Origin of the sequence: Chitinophaga sp. YR627 (assembly GCF_900114995.1) — a bacterium.
In the GTDB taxonomy this organism is placed as follows: Bacteria; Bacteroidota; Bacteroidia; order Chitinophagales; family Chitinophagaceae; genus Chitinophaga.
The window spans coordinates 810092-832606 of sequence record NZ_FOUX01000003.1 but is presented as its reverse complement, the minus strand read 5'-3'; the positions used below and the strand labels follow the sequence as shown (position 1 = coordinate 832606).

Here is a 22515-nt window from a genome sequence, read left to right as displayed (position 1 = left end):
TAATTTGAAACTTAACTACTATTGTATAATCAACACCTTTTTCTTTCCGGATGTAGTTTTAATTGCGCTGCCACTTCTCTGACCAGCAACTGTAAGCGTACAATGCAGGTCATTTGCTATCACATCGTCCCTCCAGACATCCTTATTGGCAAATTTAATAGCAAAATCGGGGTTTTTCGCAAGAGATGCATTATTATCAGCCACACCCAGTAATAAATCATACTTTCCTTCCGGTACGCCGCTGCCCAGAGAGAATACTGCGTTCAGTGATTGCGTACCGGGGGACCAGGAGCGTACATCCACCGGTAATAAGGCTGAATAGGCTTTTTTTGTCGCCTGGTTGTATAATATCAGAGATACATTTTTGGAATTAAAAGGAGCTGCATACCCTTCATTAGTGATGCTGATGGCAATGGAAAAGGTATCATTCGCCCTGGTACGGGTTGAATAAGCTCCACTTTCCAGCACCAGTCTATAGCCAAGCTTACGTTTAATATCTTCTATACAAGGTGCCCAGCCGGTCAGCACGGTTCTGTGGTATGATGAGTTCAGATAAGAAAAGTGGTCCATTGCCAGCCTGTTTTCAGCCTGTCCTCCCTGTGCCGAGCACTTATCATAAGGGGGATTGGATGCTGCAGATTCTCCTCCCATCGCCGTGTTGGCAGAACCGCTTTGTACATAGCTCATCAGCACGGCACTGGAATTCCTAGCCCTGCCGCCGGCACTCATGTCCTGCGATTTAAAAGTGCCCATATCATCGTTAGGCCCCAGAAATGCGTCATTGTGAAACCCGATCCTGGCAGCCAGCGTTTTGTTTTTGATAAGCGCCTGATAATCCTGTTTAGATGTCGGGTGACGTACCTGTACAATAAGCGGAGCTGGAAGCGCTTTCAAAAATGCATCCAGGAGTTGAGCTCTGTCACGCAGATTCTGTCCGGTGCTTGAAGTACCAGGTATGCCATAATAGTCACTATAATACCCTTCTCCCCACAAACCAATAAAACCCAGTTGCGCAATAGCTATGACGTCAGCATTCTTTCTGAGTATAGGCTGCAGCTGCGCAATATGTTGTTTCACTCTTGCCAGGGGGGCGTCTCCATAAGGTGGTTTGTAATTAGGCGTAGCGGCAAACTTGTAACCAAAGCGGATAATCATCTTTATTCCCGCTTTTCTTGCTATGGCAAAATCATTATCGATATTATCGAGTAGTTGCTGCGTCAGATCTTTGTCCTGAAAACCGTCAAGAGAGAAACAGCGTAAAATAATGCTTATATTGACCTTATAAGGACAATCTTTAAAAGGAACTACGCCATTCCTCAGACTGGATAGCTCCTGTGCGTTCAGCGCTTCGTACTTATTGGCATAAGCGTAATAAGTGCGGTAAAAACCCCTCTCAGGATTTACGATATCCTCATTGCTGCTTTCATAAGTAAGCGATGTCCGTTGAGCGAATGTGTACGAGCACAGCATGCTCAGAAAACTACACAGTATCCAGATTTTCGACATATGCAGATTTTTTATTGTAACAAAGAACGATATAATCCGATATATTTCTCACCTATCAGGTGCAGGTCAAACTGTGTATGGGCTTTCCCATGCAATTTTACTGCTGACTCAACATATCCGTCATAATGATCCATCATCTTAGCCATGTTCTGTGCGATGCTTTCAGCGGTCGTGTCTGTATAAAGTATTTCTTCCTTTGAGAAAAAATCCGGTATACTACCTACCGAAGTAGAGATCACGGGTACGGATGCAGCACAGGCTTCAAGTATGGATATCGGCAATCCTTCCCACAGTGACGGCAGTATAAAACAGTGTGTCTGCCGCAACAGGTCAGGAATGTCCGAGCGATAACCAAGGAATTTAACATGCTTTTCAAGCCCGTTTTCAGCGGCAAACTGCGTTGCCTGCTCTCTTAACTCACCATCACCGACTAACCACATCTCAAAAGGTCTGTCTTTACTCAACATGCTGACAGCCTCAAGCAGCATCATGTGATTCTTCACCCGGTCGAGCCTTGCTATGCAGATAAATGTAAACACCTGGTTTTTCTGCCCGCTTTGAGCATAACTTGCAAAATTTATACCGTTAGGAATGATCTCTGTAGCATGCTGCTTATACATGCGGCTTTTCATGCCTGCTGAAAATACGACGTCTGCATCACGCAGTCCTTTAGTGATCCATGTGATAAACTCCCGCACCCGTGAGCCTATGTTAAAGCTATGCGAGGTAAATACAATTTTTAATGAAGGATTCAAAAATTTAAGCAGGTAAGCAAACACAAGCGGGTGGAATAAATGACAGTGCAGAATGTTAATGCCATTCTTTCTCACAATGCGACTCAAATCCTTTACCCCTTTTATTAGTGAAAACAGATTCCGCCCGGCAGAAAGATAAATGGGTGTAATGCCATTTTTTATAAACAGGGGTTCCAGCTTTTTGTTCCCGGTTATGGATACAACAAGCGGGTTTCTTCCTTCCTCCTGCTGTATTGTACAAAGATCCAATACTACTTTCTCTGCGCCACCTGCATTTAACCCAGTTATCAGGTGCATTATTTTTATCTGATCATTTGCCATACAGTGCACTATATTTTGCCGCACAAACTTCGATACGGTATTTCTGAATAAATTCATTCTTACATGCCTCACGGATACCAGGCAGATTCTCTGACTGTAAACAGGCAAGCAATGCTTCCTCATATGCGGCGACACTCATATCCCTGCTTAAAAAACCAGTGACACCATGAGTGATCATATCATTGATACCTCCCACCGCTGTGGACACAGGCACACAACCAACAGAGAATGCTTCGATAATAGACAATGGCATGCCTTCATAAATACTGGACATACAAAAAGCATCTGCTGCAAAAAGATAGTCTGCAACATTACTTTTCATTCCCACGAATTCAACACAATCCGAGGCTTTTTGTTGCAGCTTTGCATACACCTGCTCATCCTGTACAGCACCAATGATTAACAATTTCCCTGAGAACAAACCTTTAGCGGCAAGATTATTCACTGCATCTATCAGCAGTTCCTGATTCTTTTCTTTGGTGATTCTTCCCACACAAACCAGCAATGTGCCTTTCTCCACTCCTTTATATTGAGCTATAATCTGATCGTACTGGCTGGTCTTTTCAGCAGCCTTGCGGCCATTCTCTATCAACACATCATTCTTCAGCCCATAACATGCATTAAATGATTCCGCACTCTCTCTGGAAATCGTAACAGGTTGCACTAATCTCAAGCGGTAAGCAACACGTCTTGCCTTTCTGAAAAAAGATATATCACATTCCTTAAAGGCGTCACTATGAAGCGTGTGAACGAACCGGGTCCTGCCAGACACTAACTTGTATGGTAATGCATACTCAAAACCATTCAGATGTGTATGTACAACGTCTGGTCTGATCTTTCTCAAAAGTTTATATAATTGCCCTATTATCGCAAAATCAAATCCATTCTTTTTGTCCAGTTCGTGGTAGGTGACGCCATTGGCTATGTCATCTCTGAATGTCGAACCTGATTGATTTTTATATAAAGAGACCAGATGCACCTCTGCCTCCCGGTCTGCTGATAACGCATTACATAAATCTACAGTAAACCTTTCAGCCCCCCCTTTAGACAGGTTGGGGAGAATATGTACTATTTTCTTTTTTACGTTCATATGATGGTATAAATCTGACGCCGACAAATATCAGCGTAAAGTAATCGATCTTGTAGAAAAACGGCCTTTGGTACAGCAGCATACAAATGAAGAGTACGGAGATGATACTGAACAGAAAATTCTTTCTTACAGGATGCATGAGCAACATCAGAAAAACAACATAGATCATTATCAATGCCCCTTTTTCAAACAATGAGATCCTGTAGGAAAGCGCTGATGCCCCAAACATATCCACTGTCGTTCCTTTCCCTCTTCCAAACCAGTACGCACTTCCTCCCCTGTTGCTAAAGTTCGTGAAGGCAGCATCAAAGCCCGGCAGGACATCATCTCTGTTATTCATAATGCCTACTATCAGTCCGTTTTCCCATTTAAACCGATTATAGACAGCTGTTTTTATCAACGGATTGTCCTTCATGGAGTTTAAAGCCACAATGAAAGAGAAGTACATCAGCACCAGCACCATCGAAAATCTGGCCACTTTCTTCCATCTTTTAGCCACTGTTACAGATCGGATATTCGAAAAATATAACATCGGGAAAAGTACAATTATAAAGAACAGTGAAACGGAAAGTATCCCGCAGATGATGTATAAAATATAGACTCTTCTGCTCACCAGTTCTTTGTAATAAAAAACTACCAGCGCAGAAAGCGTCCCTATCACACCAGGTTCATCAAACACAGAAAAAAAACGGAAATGAATATGTGGCAGCGAGTAACAAAGGAAAAAGTAATTCTCATACACCCTTTTACCATCACGGAGATAAGTCAGATGAGGAAGTGCCGCCACATTTATCAGCACATATATAACTATTCCCGGAATGAAGAGGGCCGCAATTATTTTAAGATACGTGGTCACTACAAAGACCTGCTCATCATCTCTCAGTAAAAGAAAGGATACTACAGGCAGTGATGAAGAATAAAAGTATTGTATAGAACCAGGGATAGATCCTTCTTCAATGACAAACCAGGTAAGTGGTAAATAGAGCAATACCCAGGCATACTTGTCAGGACGTGAGCGCTGCATGAGGTAAAGCAGCGAAAGAATATTCAGGGCTTTCAATCCATATGTAAAAAGCTTGCCGGGAAGAAGATCATTCCACATGACAAATGAATCCATAAAAGAAATGATCACAAGATTCAGGCAAATCAACGTGCGTACGTTAACTGCTGCCAGCTCAAATCTCTGTGTTGCTTTTAATGTATTCATATGCTCCTATTTTATATGACTACGATCATTATACCCCTGCCCCGGCGGCATCAATAATCTTCTCTACCTGATCATCCCAGCTGTACAGTGCCTTTCCTCTTGCCTGAATATCCTGCTGACTGATTGTAAGTCCAGCGTACCATTCTATCACTTTATAAAGATCTATCGGACTGTCATTATTTCCTACCTCCATTACAAACGGATCTTTGCTGAGTTCCCTGTCGCATGCACCTGCAATAAATGGCAATCCGTAATAACAGTATTCAATTGTCTTGAGTGTTGATGTATATGCCACATTCTTCCTGTAAAGCGCCAGCGATCCTACACCTATATCTGCATTCATATAACGGGCTTCCAGCTCAGCCCCTGTTCTTGGGCCATGGAATATAACACCTTCCACTCCCAGCTGATCAATAAGTGCAACAAGATTTTCCTTTTCCTCTCCCTGCCCAACGATATGAAACTCAATTTTTAACGCCTTCTCTCCATATGTAGTACGATACTGATGCATTGCCTGAATGAACCTATCCAGTCCATGAAAGAAAAGGAGGTTTGTTACAGCGATAAAACGCAAAGTGTCTGCGGGTCTTTGTCTGGGATAAGCTTTCACACCTGAAAAATCATATCCGTTCCTGATCTTAATGGTTTTCATGCCCCATATCTCATCGAAGTACTGTGAAGTGATCATTCCTGTGAGATATGGTTTGATGAGCTTATTAGCCATCGTATCAAGTAATAATGCGGGCTTATTTCCTGTCATCTCACCTTCATACGGATAAGTAGGAATTTCAAGCAATAAGGCCTTACTCTTCTTATGTAACAGTTTTATCCAAAAAAAGTGTAGCGGGGTGATATAGGTCTTTCTTAGATATACCAGGTTATAAATATCATTGCTTTTTTGAAAGAAACGGAATAACAGTAGTGGTAGCTTTATAAAGAAATCCATCTTACCGTTGATTTTCAGCAACGGATGTTCTCCTATAAATACGGTCCCGTTCAGTAACCTTAGCTGGACCACCTCCATTCCTTTTGCCTGAAATGCTTTGATCTGACCTTCAATTTTCTTGATCACTCCCAGCTCAAGCTTATTACCGTAATCAACAAAAGATATATATAGTAGCTTACCCATAAATTCATTTTTAAAACAAGCTGTCACGTTACTTCCGTGACTGTAAAAAACCTTTTACAATAGCTATTACCAGTTTATAATCTCCGGTAATAATGATTCCGGTGACAACAGCACATCCTGCAATAAATGTTTTCAATATAAATGACAGGAATACCGGCGCAGAGAATGCCATTCTATAAAACACATACTCAAAGATCAGTACCAGGAAGAAGAGTAACAAAGGCTTTATAAACGCACGCAGAAAACGGCTCAGTGAGCCATGCAATACAAATCTGATCAGCAACAGATAGGCCTGTATAAAATTAAGCACAAAAGCTACTATAAGCCCATACGCAACCCCTTCACTCGTTTTCGTAACGAAAACACCATAACAAATTCCACCGACCATTGCGATGGCAGACAAAAAGCCCGAAAGAAAAAGCATTTTAGTGCCGTTAGCCGCCTGAAAGATCGAACCTGAACTTGACAACACAATCTGAATACCAACACTCCAGGACAGGATCTGAAATACAGGTACTGCATTTTCCCACTGATTGCCGAATATGATATAAATTAATTCTCTGGATACAAAAGGCAGGTATGCAGATGCCGGGAATCCAAGCATAGCAAGGAAGAATACGATTTTACCATACCCCTCCTCTATTTTCTTTTTGTCATGCTGAAAGTCCGAAAATAAAGGATGTATCACGGGGGATAATACATGGGTAAGATTCTCAACCGGCAATAACATCAACCTGTAGGCCTTATCATAGTATCCGAGAACAGCCGTTGAAAGAAAACGGCCTATAAAGAGCGTATCAAGATTTCTTGAGAAGTAATTAATGAAATTAAAAAAGAACTGATAGATCGAGTAATGATATATCTTCTTTAGCGAACTGGATTTAAAAGTAATATGCCTGAAAAGCGGGTTCTGATAATAGTTCACCGCAAACAAGGCTATCGCGCTGGAAATAGAGTAGATGATCAGGGAGTACAAATTCATACCGCTCAACGCAGCTGCAATTCCAATAACACCACACACAACCTGTATGAACAGTGTACGCAGTGCAATGAATTTGAATTTTTTTTCACGTAGCAACATGGCGTTCGGAACGATATTGATACTCGCAAAAAAAACATTTATTGATAAGAGACGGCATATCGTCACAAGTACCGGCTTATTGTAGATATCCGCTATCCATGTTCCCGCGATGAAAAAAAACACGCCCAGTCCCAATCCCACGTAAATGGAGAACGTAAAGATGTCTCTTATTTCCTCCTCTTCAAGGTCTTTGGTCTGTATAATTGCCGGCCCTATTCCAAAGTCGCTTAGTAAATTAAAAAAAGTGATAAAGACAGTTGCGATGGCCACAATACCAAAATCGTCAGGAGTCAGCAGACGGGATAATACACCGGTGATTACCAGCTGAATGATCAGTCCCGCATACTTTGCAGCAGCGGTATAAACTACGCCTGATATGAATTGCTTCTTTAACGATGTCATCCCTGATATTGGTTTAACAGCATATTATAAGATGAATAAGCCGCTCTCTCAGAAAAATGACGTTCAAATATGGTGTAGGCGTTCTCTGTTACCTTTATCACTTCCTGCGCCTGCATCTCTATTATCTCAATGATCTTATCTGCGATAATTGCTACTTCCGGTTTACACATAAACATGCTTTTTCCCTCTTCAAAATAATCCAGGAATGCAGGTGAGGTTTGTGTTAATACCGGCAGTTTCATCCCTACAGCCTCGATTGTTTTATTGAGAATAACGGCACGGGCTTTTTCAGAATCACCAAACGCTCCCATGGCAAGAGAGCAGTTTTTGATCAGAAAAGGTTCAAGCTGATTATTGGAGAAGCTGATATCATTTCTCAGGGTTACGACATCTTCAAGACCATATTCCCTGATGTTATTTACATGTGGAAGTGATCTGGCCTCGTCGTTACCGAAAATGTGAAAATGAAAGTTAACCTTACGCTCTTTCAGGAGATGGCATACCTGCAATAATTTGTCAAGTCCATGCAGTGGTATATAGGTTCCCCACCAGGCAATGTTGAATGTTGGTTGTGCCCCTTTATAAAATGCAAGTTCCGCAAAATTACGCTGTCTTGCTATCAGCGGAATAATGCTGTATTCTAATTCAGATAGTTTTAAGCCGCTTAAACCGGAATACCTCGCAGCTTCCACAGGATTCAGATAAATGAGGTGTGCATGCTTCTGCAGGAGCGTATCATATGCTTTATAACGGATAGCAGCGCGATCTGTCTCCTTAAGTAATCCCCGGTCCAGTACGTACGTATCATATAACGAAATATAATACTCAGCAAGGACCTTTTTTTTCATTAAGAAAGCGAGTTTAAGTACGCGGGTATTCACGCTCATCGCCGGGATATAAACCAGATCGGCCAATATCAGCTGATAAGCAAGGAACACATCCCGGAATATTTTATCAATAACTCTCTGCGCCTTGTTAATTACTTTTCCAATAATTCCTTTTGACGGTTTAAAGGGAGCCTGAACGGCAATATAGGTGAGGTTAAATTGTTGATATCTGTCCAATACACATTTAACAAATGCCTGCGTTCTGTAAAGGTCCATTGCTTCACCCACAACAAGTACATTCTTCTTCATATATAATCCTGTTTATCGGCTTACTTTAGGCCGCAAGGTTCTGATATATTTTTCTGATGATCAGCACTCCGACAATCAATACGCCACCAGCAAACATCCCGGCAATAACACCGATGATCAGACCGAGCTTTTTCATCTTAAGTGGCATGATGGGTGTATCGATGACCTGCACGATCGGTGTCTCCTGCGCCATAGACATTTTACTCAACTCGAGGTTCTTTATCACTTCCGTATACATCGTCTGCAATACCAGCTTATCCCTGGTCTGCAATTCAGTATTTACATTAGCTGTCTGTCTTAACGGATTCATATTGGCATCCTGTGTGGCGGCCAACGCATATGTTTTTCTGTTCAGTAACAATTCTATGGAATCTGCGGTGAGCTGGAGCTTATCCACGTTCACCTTGGAGCGCTTGGTTTTTGTATCTACATAGAAGGTAGTTGCTTCCTGTACCAGCGCTTCGGTAAATGATTTGGAAAACACCGGCTGACCACTGGTCGTCGTAACTGTAATAAAGGCTGACTTCTTCTCGGATTTTGCTACTTCCAGATTTTTATTAACAACCCTGAGACATAACTCATACAAAATACTATCCTGCTTTAAACTGAAGGATGCTCTTTTCTGTTCAACAGGAAAATGTATGGATGCAAGAACAGGGCTTTTTTTCCATTTTTCACGCAGGTTGTACATATCAATGTACATCTCCGCCAGTGTCATCTTTTTTCCATCAAGTACAGCCGTGGATAGCAACGCTTTTTCTACGATAAGCCTTGATTCGAGGAATTCCATGATGTTTTCTCCGGACAATACACCAACACTTCCCCCACCGCCAAGGTCTACTCCAAACTGGCTGGCAATACCGGCATAGGCATTCAGTGTACCTCCGCCACCGGCATCCTCCAGCACGAATGTAAGCGCGCCATCATAAGCAGGTTTGCTCATAAACGATACAAGGGCTCCCAATACGGCACCAACAATAACAAACAGCCCGATAATTATCCATTTACTTAGCAGGTACCGGCACCATCCTCTTATCAACAATACGGCGTCGCGTAACGTTATTTCATCTTTGGGGCCGGTAGGCTCTTTTCTGTCTTGTTCCATACAACAGCTGCGTTAAATAGGTCGGAATTATGAGATCTTTTATTTAGTCGAATTGAGGATAGTGACCACCACCAGCGCCAGTGATGCAAATGCACTGGCAAGACCAACAGTAGCGGCAGCAGTAATACCCTTTCTTTCAGGTTTGGATGGCACATAGATCTCTGCTCCTGGCTTCACTTTAGGATAACTGTTGAAGAACAACAATTTCCTGGTACTCTTCACCTCTCCATTTGCATAAATAATATAGCTCCGCCTTTTCAATGCCTGTGATGTAAAGCCACCTGCACTCCTTACATAGGACCTGAATGTTATTTCCTTATCAAACCTTACTTTCTTAGGGAAGTACAATTCCCCAAAAAGCTGTACAGTTTGCAGCTTCTTAGGTACCCGGATGACATCTCCCTCTTCCAGTAACAGATCATATTTAGAACCCGGGTGTTCCAGTATCTTTTCCAGCTGAATACCTACCAGCTGTGTATTACGCTCAACAGTAGCTTTTGTTCTTTCCACATCTGCACTATCCCTTGCTTTGTTGAAAAACACTTCAAGTTTACTGCGAAGTAATGCACTGTCCTGATCATTGATATAAGTCCTTCTCAGTAATACGGCACCTTCAGCGGATGCTTCCGGGCGTAAGCCGCCTGCGCGTTTTACAAGATCCGAAATATGCTCCTGTTTCGTATTGATAGCATAAGTACCGGGATATGCTATTTCGCCATCTATCAGCACATTCGACTGCTGATTATAAGAAGGAGCTCTTCTTACGATCACCTCGTCAAATGGCTGCAAAATGAACCCTGCCGCAGCAGCATTAGAACTGAGATCTGCATTGACATCAAATTGCTGCGTAATAGCCATACGAATATCTGAGGAATCATAGTCACCGCCACCACGGATACGACGCGATATCTCCAGGTGTTTCAGGCTTGCCGCATCACGTAAGCCTCCTGCCAGTAGCACAAGATCTTCCAGTTGCATGCCCTCACCATAGCTATAATTACCTGGCTGATTCACCTCACCGGTGATTCTTACAACGTATTGTTCTCTTAATGCAAGTTTGGAAAATATGACAACGCTGTCTTCACGTTTTAATAAAGTTTTGCTCTTTCCATTTATCTCGTCCAGTACGTTAAAACTGATCGTTGCCGGCGTAAAATCATCCTTTAATCTTCTGATCATTCCCCTCGCGGTAGCCGCCACTTCCTGCACACCATCTGCTTTTTTAATAAGGTCCGCAACACTCATCCCTTCTTCTAATCCATAGCTGCCAGGATGGAATATTGCACCTGATATGATAACTCTGTTTTCAAAGTGATCAGTGATCGAATCAATGTAAAATTTGTCTCCTGACTTTAACCTGAAGGAGGCCACAGAATCGCCTGATATATTCACAAACTGCCTTTGTTTGTCAGTAATTCTCAATGCTCTCACAATATCCCTGAATGAATTATCTGTATATCCGCCAGCGAAATCAATCACATCCTGTAAGGTTTCCTTACTTTTTGTTTCAAATACAGCGGGATGTTTCACCGCACCTGTTAATTCCACTCTTGTTTTATAGGGATTCACTTTCACGATGTCCTGGTCCTGCAGTACGATATTATTTGACAGGTCTCCGTGTAAAAGGAAATCGTACAGATCGAATGTTGCCACGGTCTTGCCATTTCGTACTACCTCTATAGCACGGAATGACCCATTCTCATTAGGACCTCCGGATACATATAGCGCATTTACTACCGTAGCAAGTGATGGAATCGTGTAGGTACCGGGACGCATAACCTCTCCGATCAGTAATACTTTAATGCTTCTGATATTCCCTAATGATACCTGCACGGAGGTATTACCAGTTTTTATACCGCTGTAAATAGTGCCCAGCTGTTTTGTAATACGGATACGTGCTTCCTCCATTGTCAATCCGTTTACATACACGGGACCCAGATAAGGTATTCTGACATATCCCTCCGGAGAAACTTTCAGTGAATGTTGTACTTCGGAATAACCATATACATCTATCAACAGCTCGTCATCAGCGGCAATTCTATAATTGGGAGGGGTTGGTATTCTAAGGTTGGGTTCAAAAGTCAGGTTCTGGGTACTGAACAACTCTGCGCCAAATACTTTCCGGCGCCGCATTTCCCTGTCATATTCCTCCTTATTCTTAATTTGCTGGTATTGATCTTTCCAGTAGTAGATAGTATCCTGTCCTCCGGAGTAGCGTCTTTCAGAATTATCACCGGTGATTTTTCCGCTTCCGCCGCTTCCGCCGCTTTCTCCCAGTTCACTGTCCAGATTTAATTGCTGTATGCGTTGTTTAAGCTTGCCTACTTCTGTATCAGATATTCCCCGCTGTACTGCATATTCATCTATCTGATTAAAAGTCACACCCTTTTCCTTCATCTGGGTCACCAGCTGCCTGATCTGATCATCAGTCAGATTATCTACCTGTACCGTCTGGGCACCAGCAGGAATTTGTGCATGCAGACAATAGCCAAAGGCCAACAATAAAAGCTGTAACAATAATACTTTCCTGAACATGAATTATTGGATGATAACTATCTGGATTAAAAAAATATCATTCGAAAGGCCCGCTTATGTATAACACCACTTCCAACAAAAAGCCGGTGCAAATCTATTAAAAATAACATACAAATATTAACTTATTGAAAATCAGTCTATTTAATACCCTTTATGTTACATCTGAAAGGATATTAACCGGCTATTTACAATGGTTAAGTAGCAGATCATACCATCTTACTACATTTGATCTATCTGATATTATTTTAACTGCTCTGCTTTTGTGCCAGCTGCCAGTCGGATTAGAAAGCCTCCCTTTTAAAATAATCCGGCAGTCAGACCAGGCAGGTACGAATGATGTACCTGCCTCTGCTGACCCCGGACCTTCAAATATTTACATGAGTACCAGCAGGGAATTATGCCTGTATACCCGCGATATATTTCTTAATTGTGTCTGCGATATAATCGTAATGGATAGCGTCCAGTCCTGGCCATACTCCCAGCCAGAATGCACGTTCCATCACTATATCTGTATTGGTTAATTCTCCTACCACTCTTTTGTTAATATCCTTGTAGGCTGGCTGTTTGATCAGATTACCTGCAAATAACAATCTCGTACCGATCTTGTTATCCTCAAGGAACCTTACCAGGTCATTACGATTGATCGCACTGCCCTCACGTACGGTTACCATAAAGCCAAACCAGCTTGGTTCACTGTTTGGTGTTGCTTCGTGCAGAATAAAGTGTTCTTCAAACTGTTTCAGTCGTTCATATAACAGCTTGTAGTTATCCTTACGTTTCTGTACAAACTTCTCCGCTTTTTTCAACTGACTCAGACCAATAGCCGCCTGCATATCAGTCACCTTCAGGTTAAATCCGATATGAGAGTAGGTATACTTATGGTCATAGCCACATGGTAATTCTCCCAGCTGCCAGTCAAAACGTTTACCACAGGTATTATCCTTCCCAGGCTCACACCAGCAGTCACGACCCCAGTCACGGAAACTTTCCGCGATCTTTTTCAGCGAAGTGTTGTTGATCAGAACGGCACCGCCTTCACCCATGGTGATATGATGAGCAGGGTAAAATGAAACAGTTGCGATATCACCAAAGGTGCCTGTTTTACGACCATTGTAGGTAGCACCCAGTGAATCACAATCGTCCTCTACCAGCCATAAATTGTATTTTTTAGCGATCCGCTGTACTTCGTCCAGATTAAATGGATTACCAAGCGTATGTGCAATCATAATTGCTTTGGTACGATCGGTGATAGCGTCTTCAATTAAGGAAGTGTTGATATTGTAAGTAGGAATATCTATATCTATGAATACCGGTACGGCTCCAAACTGCACAATAGGGTTAACTGTAGTAGGGAAACCGGCAGCCACTGTAATGACTTCATCTCCCGGTTTGATCGCCCTGTCGCCAAGTTTTGGTGAAGTGAGTGTATAAAAGGCAACCAGGTTAGCCGAAGAACCGGAATTGACAAGTAAGGAAAATCTTGATCCAAACCATCTCGCAAATTCACGCTCGAATTGTACGCCATACCGTCCTGTTGTCAGCCAACCGTCCATTACGGCATCCACTCCAGCCAACAGATCTTCTTCATCAAGAATTTTTCCGGTTACAGGAATATAATCCTGTCCTGGTCTGATTTGCTTACTGATATTAGGTTTAATCTTTTCACTAAGAAGTGTTTTCAGTTGCAGATCAATATTTTTATACTCCATTCCGTCTTATTTTAAGCAGATAACTGTCAATATTGGTATATAGGTATTCCGGATATTCCAGACTGAATTTCTGATTATTCAGTCCTCCTTTCAATGGTCGGTTGGCGGCCTGTTTTAACTCAGCAGTACTTATTGCGTGCAAAGTCAGTCCGGTATGTTCCGGGAAATAAGAACAAACTTTTCTGGCCAGTTGGTACCGGCTAAAATAGTCTGTAGATGCAAAGTTATACACACCCTGTTTCTTATCTCTCATCAGCAACACCAACATGCCACCTACATCACCCGCATACAAAGGCGTTGCAAACTGGTCATATGGTATATTTGCCTCTCTTTCCTCGTCACTGGTCAACCAGCCTACCAGGCGTGATATAAAGTTTTTATTCCTCAGCTCTTCGCCATACACATTAGTGACCCTGGCAATCAGATAGTCGTCGAGTTGCTGTACCAGTTGCTCCGCCGCCAGTTTATGCCTGCCGTATACATTTAGCGGGTTAGGTATGGTATCCTCCCTGTATGGACCAGCTTGTCCGTCGAAAATGTAATCTGTTGAGATGTAAACGAACTTACAGCCACTTTCACGGCAATAATCACATAACTTTTTCACAGATACTACGGTCAGCTCTTCACTTTCAGCCACATTGCTTTCACAATAATCCGCGTTCGTCATCGCACCGCAATGAATGATGATGTCAGGAGCGAACTGTTTTAACACCTCCCAGCTGCTATCATCTCCAGGATCAAAATACACCGTAGACGGCGTTGCAAAACTGCGATGCGTTCCCACAACATCTGCTCCGGCAGCTTGAAAATGCTGCATACAATGTGAGCCGATCAATCCGGAAGCGCCTACTATAAATACTTTCATATCAATACTTCTGTTTGCACGGCCCACTGAATCTGACGTTCCGCAGCCAGTTTGGTAAATGCTGCAATCTGCTCACGACGACTGTTCAGCACATTGTTCGTCTCAGACATGTCGGCTTTGTAACCATCTACCACAAAATCCACCGTTTCTTCAAATGTCAGTACGGGTTTCCATTTCAGGAAGTTGACCGCCTTTGAGATGTCCAGCTTTAACAGCATCGCCTCATGTAGCTGATCAGGACTGGCAGTTGACACATATGCTCCGGCCTTATGGGTATCGATAACTTTGTCCAGCAGGTCTTTGACTGAATAATTCGTCATACCGTCCGGACCAAAATTCCAGCCTCCACAATATTGGCGGCCTTCAGTAAGCAATTTTACTGCCAAAGTCAGATATCCGCTTAATGGTTCCAGCACATGTTGCCATGGTCTGGTAGCATAAAGGTTTCTGACGTTCAGCGTTTCTTTCGCACTGATTGCCCGGAAAAAGTCCGGTACAATCCTGTTTTCCGCCCAATCGCCACCACCAATCACGTTTCCAGCTCTCGCAGAAGCGACCAGTGCAGCTCCTTCTTTCTGAAAGAAAGAGTGCATATAGGAAGAAGTGATTAACTCTGCACAACCCTTGGACGCACTATAAGGGTCCTTTCCTCCCATAGGGTCTGTTTCACGATACCCCCATATCCATTCTTTATTGTCGTAACACTTGTCGCTGGTGATATTAAGCGCCACTTTAACAGAAGGCGTGAGCCTTACTGCATCAAAGAAGTTAACAACACCCATCAGGTTCGTTTCAAACGTTCCTGCCGGATCTTCATATGATTTAATGACAAGTGGCTGAGCTGCCAGGTGAAAAACGATTTCTGGCTGTACTGCGTTGAAATAGGCTATCATCGCGTCTCTGTCCCGGACATCTCCGATCTTGTGACCGATCTCATCCTGCAGATTACAGCGTACAAAATTATCATATGAAGAATACGGTTCCAGGGAATAACCATATACTTCCGCTCCCAATTCTTTCAACCAGATAGCCATCCAGGAGCCTTTAAACCCTGTATGACCCGTCAGTAAGACTTTCCGGCCTTTATATGCATTTAATAAACTCATGAACTACCAGATTTTCCATTTAGCGGTCTTATGATTCCAGTCGTTCTCCAGTTCCTGTTTATCTCTCAGCGTATCCATTGGTTTCCAGAAGCCATGATGCTTATATGCGACCATCTGTCCGTCTGACGCCAGCTTTTCCAGCGGCTCTTTTTCCCAGATGGTAGCATCGTCCTTAATATAGTCAAATACAGCAGGCTCACAAACGAAGAAACCTCCATTGATCCAGGCACCGTCTCCCTTCGGTTTCTCCAGGAAAGAAACCACCTCATTGCTGTCATCTTCGATATTCAGTGCGCCGAACCTTCCGGAAGGCTGTACGGATGTTACTGTGCAGAACTTCTTTTTGGCCTTATGCAGTTCTACTAACTCCCTGATATTCACATCACCTACACCGTCCCCGTATGTTAACAGGAAAGGTTCATTCCCTACATGCTCGGCAATACGCTTTATCCTTCCACCAGTCATGGACTCCACACCGGTATCTACAAGCGTAATCGTCCATGGTTCTGCCTGAGAATCATGCACTTTTACTGAGTTATTCTTGAGGTCGATGGTGACATCTGATTTGTGAAGAAAATAGTTGGCAAAGTACTCCTTGATGACATATCCTTTATACCCCAGGCAAATGACAAAGTCATTAAATCCGTGTGCGGAGTATATTTTCATAATGTGCCATAGGATGGGCATTCCCCCGATTTCAACCATTGGCTTAGGTTTTAGAGAAGTCTCTTCTGACAACCTTGTCCCTAATCCCCCGGCAAGAATAACAACTTTCATATTGCGTAATTAAGCATTATCTATGGCCACCTGATATTTTTTAGGGGCCATACAAATTTCTTCACTAACCAGTCTGCACATCTTTTAAAAAATCGCTGCAAATCTATTAAAAATAACCTACAAACGTTAATAGAATGGAAACCAGCCAAATAATTGTCACTGCGGACGGACCTTCCAACTAATTATCTCTAAACATCTTAGACACTTATTATCAGGCACCAATAGTTAGGCATTAGTACCTATATGATATATACCCATTTCACCTGCTTCCATGGTCGCCGTTCACCATTTCTTATGACACAGACGCCCCAATACAACGAAACAGGAAACTTCCTGAGAATATTTCCTGTTTCGTTTGTCTGACAATATGTTGTAATTCATTATTTCCTGTTGAAAAGCATGCTGATATCTTTTTCAAAGCCAGCCTCTTCTCCATAAATCCACTCCCTGTAGCTTTCAAAATCTTTAATATGCCCGGTATAATCTGATAAACACGAATTTATCATGTTGACAATAGCAGGGATATTTTCCGCTGTATCGGCGATCTTATACTGCTCCGGGATAGGTACATCCTCCTGAAATGCGGCTGATCCCCTCTTGCCGGTAATCACACAACACCTGTAAATGGCAGCCTCCCTCGGAAAACGGTCTTTCCCCGGATGTTCTCCGAAGTCGATATAAACCATTGACTCATTCAGCAGCTCCCCTACCTGCGCCGGTGTCATTTTCTGAATAGGGATCCATTTTACATCCGGCATGGCGGCCATGATCTTTTGTGTAAAAGCCAGCCCCTTCAGTGGATTATACAGTACCTGTGGCTTTTTAGCCTGGTTAATATTAGCCCTGGACTGCTGTAAAAAGCTGTCATTCAGGTAATCCGAAAGATAGCCGGCTTCCATCCCCCATTTCCGGATAAAATCCACCGCATATACTGACTGTGCCAGGTGATAGGTAAACTTACCCTTAATCTGCCCGTTCATGATCGCCCACCTGTACATGCCATGCAGTCCGAGTTTCTTTATATAGCGATAATGTTTAGGCGCTTCTTTTGTCTTGAAAAGATTATCAACGCTTAACCACCAACCACATTTGCGGATATGTTTAAACTGGCCGGCCATGAAGAAAAAGGTCTCCGGCATCACCAGTACGTGTTCCTTTTTATCTTCCAGCTGTGTCACATACTTGCAGTTATACTTGACAAAGTTGGGATGCACAGGATTTTCGGCATGAGGATGATAGTAGATAACGGCATCATAGCCCTGTTTTTCGAGCTTGTGGCAAAGCTGGTGTAGGAGTTCTGGTCCTCCCGAAGAAAAGGAAGACGGCGCCATTACATAAATTCTGGTATTATTGAAGATCTGGATCATAGGGAAATATACCCTTGTTGGTTTTATTCGCTTGTTTTCAAATGTTGTCTGACCATATGCAGGGCTGAACCTACCACCTGGTGCATATCATAATAACGGTATTCAGCAAGCCGGCCGCCGAAAATAACATCCGTCTCCTTATCCGCCAGTGCTTTATATTGCTTGTAGACACCGGCATTTGTATCATCATTGATAGGGTAATACGGCTCCAGCCCTTTCGTCCATTCCTGCGGATATTCTTTGGTAATCACAGTCGTTGGTTGCTGACCAAATTCAAAATGCTTATGCTCTATAATACGGGTATAGGGTACCTCTCTTTCTGTATAATTCACCACCGCATTCCCCTGGTAATTGTCTGTCGCTAGCTCCTGGTGCTCAAAGCGCAGACTTCTGTACTCCAGCATCCCAAAACGGTAATTATAAAACTCATCCAGCTGACCGGTAAATACGACTGTTTTTGCCAGTGCAGACAATTCCTCCCGCGCTGAAAAGAAGTCGGTATTCAGTCTTACCTCAATACCTTCCAGCAAGCGCTCTATCAATAGATTATAACCACCGATAGGTATGCCCTGGTATTTGTCGTTGAAGTAGTTGTTGTTATAGGTAAAACGCAATGGTAATCGCTTGATAATAAAGGCGGGCAACTCACTGGCTTTCCGTCCCCATTGCTTCTCGGTATACCCTCTGATCAGCTTTTCATAAATATCCACCCCAACCAGCGATAAAGCCTGCTCTTCCAGATTCTGCGGATCGCTGATATTCAGCGCCGCTACCTGTTCCGCAATTTTCGCCTTTGCCTCCTGGGGCGTCTTCACCTTCCACAGCTGATGAAAGGTATTCATGTTGAAGGGAAGATTGTACAATTCGTCCTTATATACAGCCAATGGAGAATTGACGTAGTTATTGAACGTGACAAAGGAATTCACATAATCCCATATCGGCTTGTCATTGGTATGAAAGATATGCGCACCGTACTTATGGACGTTAATACCATTGACGTTTTCACAATAGACGTTTCCGCCGCTATGCTGACGCCTGTCTATTACCAGCACCTTCTTTCCGGCTTTCCTGCACTCGTGGGCAAATACAGCCCCGAATAATCCACTACCGACTATCAAAAAGTCAAATTCCGTCATTTAATCAAGTTTGTATATAAGGCTGTCGGCTGCTACCTGGGAGGTTCATCATGCTACAGTTGACAGTCATCCAAATGGTATCGGGGAGCAAAGCTATTAAAAATAAGATACAAATATTAGGGAGGTGAAAACCAGGCAGATTGATCAGTTTAGTCTTTACCTGATAATTTTTCCCCTGTTTTTCAATCCATTTGAGGCATTTTCTACGTTTGTATCATTATAAATGCCGGCCGGGCCGGCATCGCAACACAACTGTACATCGATCCCAAAATCTACAACATCCCCCAAACCATGAGTTTTTCAACATTCCAAGTTCATTTACTGGAAAACGCAGATTTCCTGAAGCCTGTTGCCATGGCACTGACCAAGGACCCGGAAGCTGCCAAAGACCTTTACCAGGAGACACTTTATAAAGCACTGAAAAACAAGGACAAATATCTCGAAGGCAGTAACATTCGTGCATGGCTGTATACTATTATGCGCAACCTTTTCATCAATGAATACAGACGCGCCGCCAAACACTCCACTACTGCCGAGATCACGCCCAACATTACCAACAACACCCTGGCCGAAGTAAATGCAGAAAACATGCTCCGTACAAAAGAAATAAAGGGAACCCTTTACAAGCTCCCTTTATCTTTTAAGAAACCATTACTATTGTACTGCGATGGCTTCAAGTATCATGAAATTGCGGAAATGCTACACGAACCAATGGGTACGATCAAAAGCCGTATTCACCTGGCCCGTAAACTGCTTTGTACGACTATTCCACGTCATTAAGCCGGCGTACCATATACCATTCGCAGGTAACGTCTTTCTATGCTGGATCTGTAGAGGAAAAATGGCAATTGCACCAATGCAAAGACCAACAGTAATAACGGATGCGGCCAGATATAAAACAGGGCAGCAAACGTTACCAGTAACCGCGCATATTCCAGGAAAAATACCCAGCGCCGCTGTTCCATAATAGCGCCGCTATTGATCAGCGTCAGGAATATGACGAGGGTGACGCATACCTGTACAAATGCAGGTATATAGTGCTCAAACAATAAAAAGAGGAATAACACCAGCAATATGGTCCCTACCTGCCAGACCACATACTGCTGTAGTTTACGCGACCCTGCCTCAGCCGTACTGCGGAACAGGTAACGCTCCTCCAGCTTCGGACGTATCGTAGGATCAATATTATCGGGTTTACCAAATACTACCTTCCAACGGGCCCTGAATCCCCTGGTTTGCTTCAGCGTATAAGCTATTTCCAGCAGGAAATGAAAGTGTTGCCACAGGAAACTATGGCTGTCCAGGGGTTTGGTTAGCCCATATTCCGGCTCTTCTTCCTCCTCCGCGAAGGTGCCAAACAGTTTATCCCATATGATAAACACATCGCCATAATTCTTGTCCAGGTACTTCTCGTTGGAAGCATGATGCACCCGGTGGTGGGAAGGCGTAACCAGGATGTACTCCAGGAAACCCAGTTTACCGATCGTTCGGGTATGTATAAAGAACGGATAGATGCCATGCAGCAGCTGTACGCTGATAATCATGGCCGGAGGAAATCCGATAACGGGTAATACCGACCAGAAGCACATCCTGAAAAATGCCTGGAATACAGTAATACGCGCCGATACCGTATAGTTAAAGTCCTCACTTTGATGGTGGACCACGTGTGCACCCCAGAGTACGTTCACTTCATGCGCCCAGCGGTGATACCAATACCAGATAAAGTCAGTTAAAATAAGCAGGGCGACCCACAGCAGGACGCTGGAGCGGATATTAAATACCCCGAAATGAGTGTGCAGATAGTCGTAGATAAAATAGAAAATACCTACCGTAAAGGTATCCAGCAGCCTTTCGGCGATACCTACATTAATGTTGCTGACGGAACTACTGAAGCCGAAATAATTCTTTCCTGTTTTCTTAGCCACCAGATATTCAATACCCATCAGTCCCAGGAATAGTGGAACGGCCCATGCCATGTGGTTTAAATGCACGCGAATAAAGTTTCGGATTACGGGTTTTCTCTATTGTTTGGTGGCCAACGGAGCGAAATCGAAACAATATTACAATATTTCCCCCGATAATAGTCTATCAATTTTATAGACAATGAAAACCAATTACAAATGCGCACCGGAGCACACATCTGCAATTGGTATCAGGTATTAGAGTCTGGCGCGAAAACCGATTGGTATCTCCTTTTTCTCAAAGGAGGGCTCATGCTGATTCATTACCTCAGCAATCGTCATAGGTTGTGTAATACTGGTGTTAAAGCCCTGTTTTCCGGAAAGCTGCTGTGCTTTCGGAACGGACAGTTTGCCAAACTCGTATTTGGCGATCAGCCTGCCCTTACGTAACAGGGCGCTGTCTATCTGTGAAAGGTCGCTGTTGAAAGTGCATACGATCTGTACGTTCATACAATCTGCCAGTAAGCCATCAGACAGGTTAAGCAGATTGGAGACGGACGAATTACCGGTTGATTTTCTGTCCATTATGATATTCTCCGCATCCTCAATAACCAGGATGGTGTTCGGATTATCTATCAAAAGGGAGATAAAATCAGGCTGCATCAGATTAGCCGCCACGGAAGGCGCCAGGAACATAACCCGTTTCTTCAGCCTTCCTATCAGGTAACGCAGATAGGTGGTTTTACCCGTACCAGGCAATCCGTGTAACAGCACAATACCCTTATCATCGTTGGTATTCAACCGTTTATAGATCATCTCGTCGATCGCCTTAAAGTCATCTTCATAATAGAGGGCCAGATCAAGCTGCGTCCGCTTAAATTCCATCGCCTTCAGCTTCAGTCCGCGCTCGCCAAAAGAGATCAGGTTGATCTCAAATTTCTTCCTCTTTTCCCGGACGCGGTGCTTGCGTACCAGGGTGGTGACCTCCGCTATAAAGGCGGCCGCATTACCATTATGCAGGATTTCGCAGTAATCATCTCCGAATTCAACCATACATTCATTCGGCATAATGACCAGGGCAATATCATGTTTATATTCCTTTTCCTTGTCACCAATCTCCTCCCTGCTGTATATCCTGATGATATCCTTTTCGTAAGCCTTTTTAAAAGCGGCCAGGGCTTTTTCGCCGTTTATTGTATAAATGAAGCTGACATTAGGAATTGCATTAAAGTAATACAGATAGAAAGGGCTGCTTTCTAGCAAACCATTCCCAAAAATACTGGATCCTCCAATCGTCCGCTGCTGTGAAATATTCTCCATGCTTTTCAAATAAGTCTGCAAATGTACATGTTTCAATGGGTTATCATATACCGGAACGCTCCTGGCG

Annotated in this window: 18 protein-coding genes; 1 reads left to right on the top strand and 17 read right to left on the bottom strand. The window is 43.2% G+C overall.

Translation table 11 applies throughout. The features are described from left to right. Nucleotides 1-18 precede the first annotated feature (18 nt). The 15 genes from BMZ72_RS18880 to glf form a co-directional block, all read right to left on the bottom strand. Nucleotides 19-1506 (bottom strand): DUF4832 domain-containing protein, encoded by a 1488-nt coding sequence (locus tag BMZ72_RS18880; RefSeq protein ID WP_089811076.1) that lies wholly within the window; start codon nucleotides 1504-1506, stop codon nucleotides 19-21. An 11-nt stretch (nucleotides 1507-1517) separates the two neighbouring features. Next, nucleotides 1518-2558, bottom strand: a complete 1041-nt coding sequence (locus tag BMZ72_RS18875) for a glycosyltransferase (RefSeq protein ID WP_177222839.1) — start codon at nucleotides 2556-2558, stop codon at nucleotides 1518-1520. 13 nt (nucleotides 2559-2571) lie between these two features. Then, the gene (locus BMZ72_RS18870) at nucleotides 2572-3672 is read right to left on the bottom strand and encodes a glycosyltransferase (protein ID WP_089811072.1); all 1101 of its coding nucleotides are present in this window, start codon (nucleotides 3670-3672) and stop codon (nucleotides 2572-2574) included. Further along, nucleotides 3626-4879: a hypothetical protein gene (locus BMZ72_RS18865; protein ID WP_089811069.1), complete on the bottom strand. Its 1254-nt coding sequence runs from the start codon at nucleotides 4877-4879 to the stop codon at nucleotides 3626-3628. Before BMZ72_RS18865 ends, BMZ72_RS18870 begins: the two co-directional genes overlap by 47 nt. 28 nt (nucleotides 4880-4907) lie before the next feature. After that, nucleotides 4908-6008: a glycosyltransferase gene (locus tag BMZ72_RS18860; protein ID WP_089811067.1), complete on the bottom strand. Its 1101-nt coding sequence runs from the start codon at nucleotides 6006-6008 to the stop codon at nucleotides 4908-4910. Nucleotides 6009-6036: 28 nt separating this feature from the next. Beyond that, nucleotides 6037-7491 (bottom strand): lipopolysaccharide biosynthesis protein, encoded by a 1455-nt coding sequence (locus BMZ72_RS18855; protein WP_089811065.1) that lies wholly within the window; start codon nucleotides 7489-7491, stop codon nucleotides 6037-6039. Beyond that, nucleotides 7488-8627: a glycosyltransferase gene (locus BMZ72_RS18850; protein ID WP_089811063.1), complete on the bottom strand. Its 1140-nt coding sequence runs from the start codon at nucleotides 8625-8627 to the stop codon at nucleotides 7488-7490. The genes BMZ72_RS18855 and BMZ72_RS18850 overlap by 4 nt, the downstream gene beginning before the upstream one ends. 25 nt (nucleotides 8628-8652) lie before the next feature. Next, nucleotides 8653-9732: a GumC domain-containing protein gene (locus BMZ72_RS18845; RefSeq protein WP_089811061.1), complete on the bottom strand. Its 1080-nt coding sequence runs from the start codon at nucleotides 9730-9732 to the stop codon at nucleotides 8653-8655. Between the two features lie 39 nt (nucleotides 9733-9771). Further along, a complete protein-coding gene (locus tag BMZ72_RS18840) occupies nucleotides 9772-12267 on the bottom strand; it encodes an SLBB domain-containing protein (RefSeq protein WP_089811059.1) in 2496 nt (831 codons plus the stop codon). A 395-nt stretch (nucleotides 12268-12662) separates the two neighbouring features. Next, nucleotides 12663-13976 carry a lipopolysaccharide biosynthesis protein RfbH gene (rfbH, locus tag BMZ72_RS18835; RefSeq protein WP_089811057.1) on the bottom strand — a complete coding sequence of 438 codons (1314 nt, stop codon included), beginning with the start codon at nucleotides 13974-13976 and terminating at the stop codon, nucleotides 12663-12665. Beyond that, complete coding sequence (locus tag BMZ72_RS18830) at nucleotides 13966-14841, bottom strand: SDR family oxidoreductase (RefSeq protein ID WP_089811055.1); 876 nt, start codon at nucleotides 14839-14841, stop codon at nucleotides 13966-13968. Before BMZ72_RS18830 ends, rfbH begins: the two co-directional genes overlap by 11 nt. Next, nucleotides 14838-15947, bottom strand: a complete 1110-nt coding sequence (gene rfbG / locus BMZ72_RS18825) for a CDP-glucose 4,6-dehydratase (protein ID WP_089811053.1) — start codon at nucleotides 15945-15947, stop codon at nucleotides 14838-14840. Before rfbG ends, BMZ72_RS18830 begins: the two co-directional genes overlap by 4 nt. 3 nt (nucleotides 15948-15950) lie before the next feature. Continuing rightward, nucleotides 15951-16724 (bottom strand): glucose-1-phosphate cytidylyltransferase, encoded by a 774-nt coding sequence (gene rfbF / locus BMZ72_RS18820; RefSeq protein WP_089811051.1) that lies wholly within the window; start codon nucleotides 16722-16724, stop codon nucleotides 15951-15953. 380 nt (nucleotides 16725-17104) lie between these two features. After that, on the bottom strand, nucleotides 17105-18091 hold the full coding sequence (locus tag BMZ72_RS18815) for a hypothetical protein (RefSeq protein WP_089811049.1): 987 nt from the start codon (nucleotides 18089-18091) through the stop codon (nucleotides 17105-17107). 23 nt (nucleotides 18092-18114) lie between these two features. Further along, nucleotides 18115-19227 carry a UDP-galactopyranose mutase gene (gene glf / locus BMZ72_RS18810; RefSeq protein WP_089811048.1) on the bottom strand — a complete coding sequence of 371 codons (1113 nt, stop codon included), beginning with the start codon at nucleotides 19225-19227 and terminating at the stop codon, nucleotides 18115-18117. A 291-nt stretch (nucleotides 19228-19518) separates the two neighbouring features. Between glf and BMZ72_RS18805 the strand changes: the two genes are divergently transcribed. Beyond that, complete coding sequence (locus tag BMZ72_RS18805) at nucleotides 19519-20007, top strand: RNA polymerase sigma factor (protein WP_089811046.1); 489 nt, start codon at nucleotides 19519-19521, stop codon at nucleotides 20005-20007. On the opposite strand, the gene BMZ72_RS18800 is transcribed toward BMZ72_RS18805, so the two are convergent. Further along, entirely contained in the window at nucleotides 20004-21203 is a 1200-nt protein-coding gene (locus tag BMZ72_RS18800; RefSeq protein ID WP_177222838.1) for a sterol desaturase family protein, read from the bottom strand. The two genes, BMZ72_RS18805 and BMZ72_RS18800, sit on opposite strands and share 4 nt — an antisense overlap. Nucleotides 21204-21386: 183 nt before the next feature. Next, entirely contained in the window at nucleotides 21387-22448 is a 1062-nt protein-coding gene (locus tag BMZ72_RS18795) for an AAA family ATPase (RefSeq protein WP_255373234.1), read from the bottom strand. Between the last annotated feature and the right edge of the window lie 67 nt (nucleotides 22449-22515).

Excerpts from the sequence above, each read along its gene's own strand:
- glf (WP_089811048.1), bottom strand. The coding sequence starts at position 19,227 with ATGACGGAATTTGACTTTTTGATAGTCGGTAGTGGATTATTCGGGGCT.
- BMZ72_RS18840 (WP_089811059.1), bottom strand. The coding sequence starts at position 12,267 with ATGTTCAGGAAAGTATTATTGTTACAGCTTTTATTGTTGGCCTTTGGC.
- BMZ72_RS18805 (WP_089811046.1), top strand. The coding sequence starts at position 19,519 with ATGAGTTTTTCAACATTCCAAGTTCATTTACTGGAAAACGCAGATTTC.
- BMZ72_RS18815 (WP_089811049.1), bottom strand. The coding sequence starts at position 18,091 with ATGATCCAGATCTTCAATAATACCAGAATTTATGTAATGGCGCCGTCT.
- rfbG (WP_089811053.1), bottom strand. The coding sequence starts at position 15,947 with ATGAGTTTATTAAATGCATATAAAGGCCGGAAAGTCTTACTGACGGGT.
- BMZ72_RS18860 (WP_089811067.1), bottom strand. The coding sequence starts at position 6,008 with ATGGGTAAGCTACTATATATATCTTTTGTTGATTACGGTAATAAGCTT.
- BMZ72_RS18850 (WP_089811063.1), bottom strand. The coding sequence starts at position 8,627 with ATGAAGAAGAATGTACTTGTTGTGGGTGAAGCAATGGACCTTTACAGA.
- BMZ72_RS18845 (WP_089811061.1), bottom strand. The coding sequence starts at position 9,732 with ATGGAACAAGACAGAAAAGAGCCTACCGGCCCCAAAGATGAAATAACG.
- BMZ72_RS18865 (WP_089811069.1), bottom strand. The coding sequence starts at position 4,879 with ATGAATACATTAAAAGCAACACAGAGATTTGAGCTGGCAGCAGTTAAC.
- BMZ72_RS18800 (WP_177222838.1), bottom strand. The coding sequence starts at position 21,203 with ATGGCATGGGCCGTTCCACTATTCCTGGGACTGATGGGTATTGAATAT.
- BMZ72_RS18855 (WP_089811065.1), bottom strand. The coding sequence starts at position 7,491 with ATGACATCGTTAAAGAAGCAATTCATATCAGGCGTAGTTTATACCGCT.
- BMZ72_RS18880 (WP_089811076.1), bottom strand. The coding sequence starts at position 1,506 with ATGTCGAAAATCTGGATACTGTGTAGTTTTCTGAGCATGCTGTGCTCG.
- BMZ72_RS18795 (WP_255373234.1), bottom strand. The coding sequence starts at position 22,448 with ATGGAGAATATTTCACAGCAGCGGACGATTGGAGGATCCAGTATTTTT.
- rfbH (WP_089811057.1), bottom strand. The coding sequence starts at position 13,976 with ATGGAGTATAAAAATATTGATCTGCAACTGAAAACACTTCTTAGTGAA.
- BMZ72_RS18870 (WP_089811072.1), bottom strand. The coding sequence starts at position 3,672 with ATGAACGTAAAAAAGAAAATAGTACATATTCTCCCCAACCTGTCTAAA.
- BMZ72_RS18875 (WP_177222839.1), bottom strand. The coding sequence starts at position 2,558 with ATGCACCTGATAACTGGGTTAAATGCAGGTGGCGCAGAGAAAGTAGTA.
- rfbF (WP_089811051.1), bottom strand. The coding sequence starts at position 16,724 with ATGAAAGTTGTTATTCTTGCCGGGGGATTAGGGACAAGGTTGTCAGAA.
- BMZ72_RS18830 (WP_089811055.1), bottom strand. The coding sequence starts at position 14,841 with ATGAAAGTATTTATAGTAGGCGCTTCCGGATTGATCGGCTCACATTGT.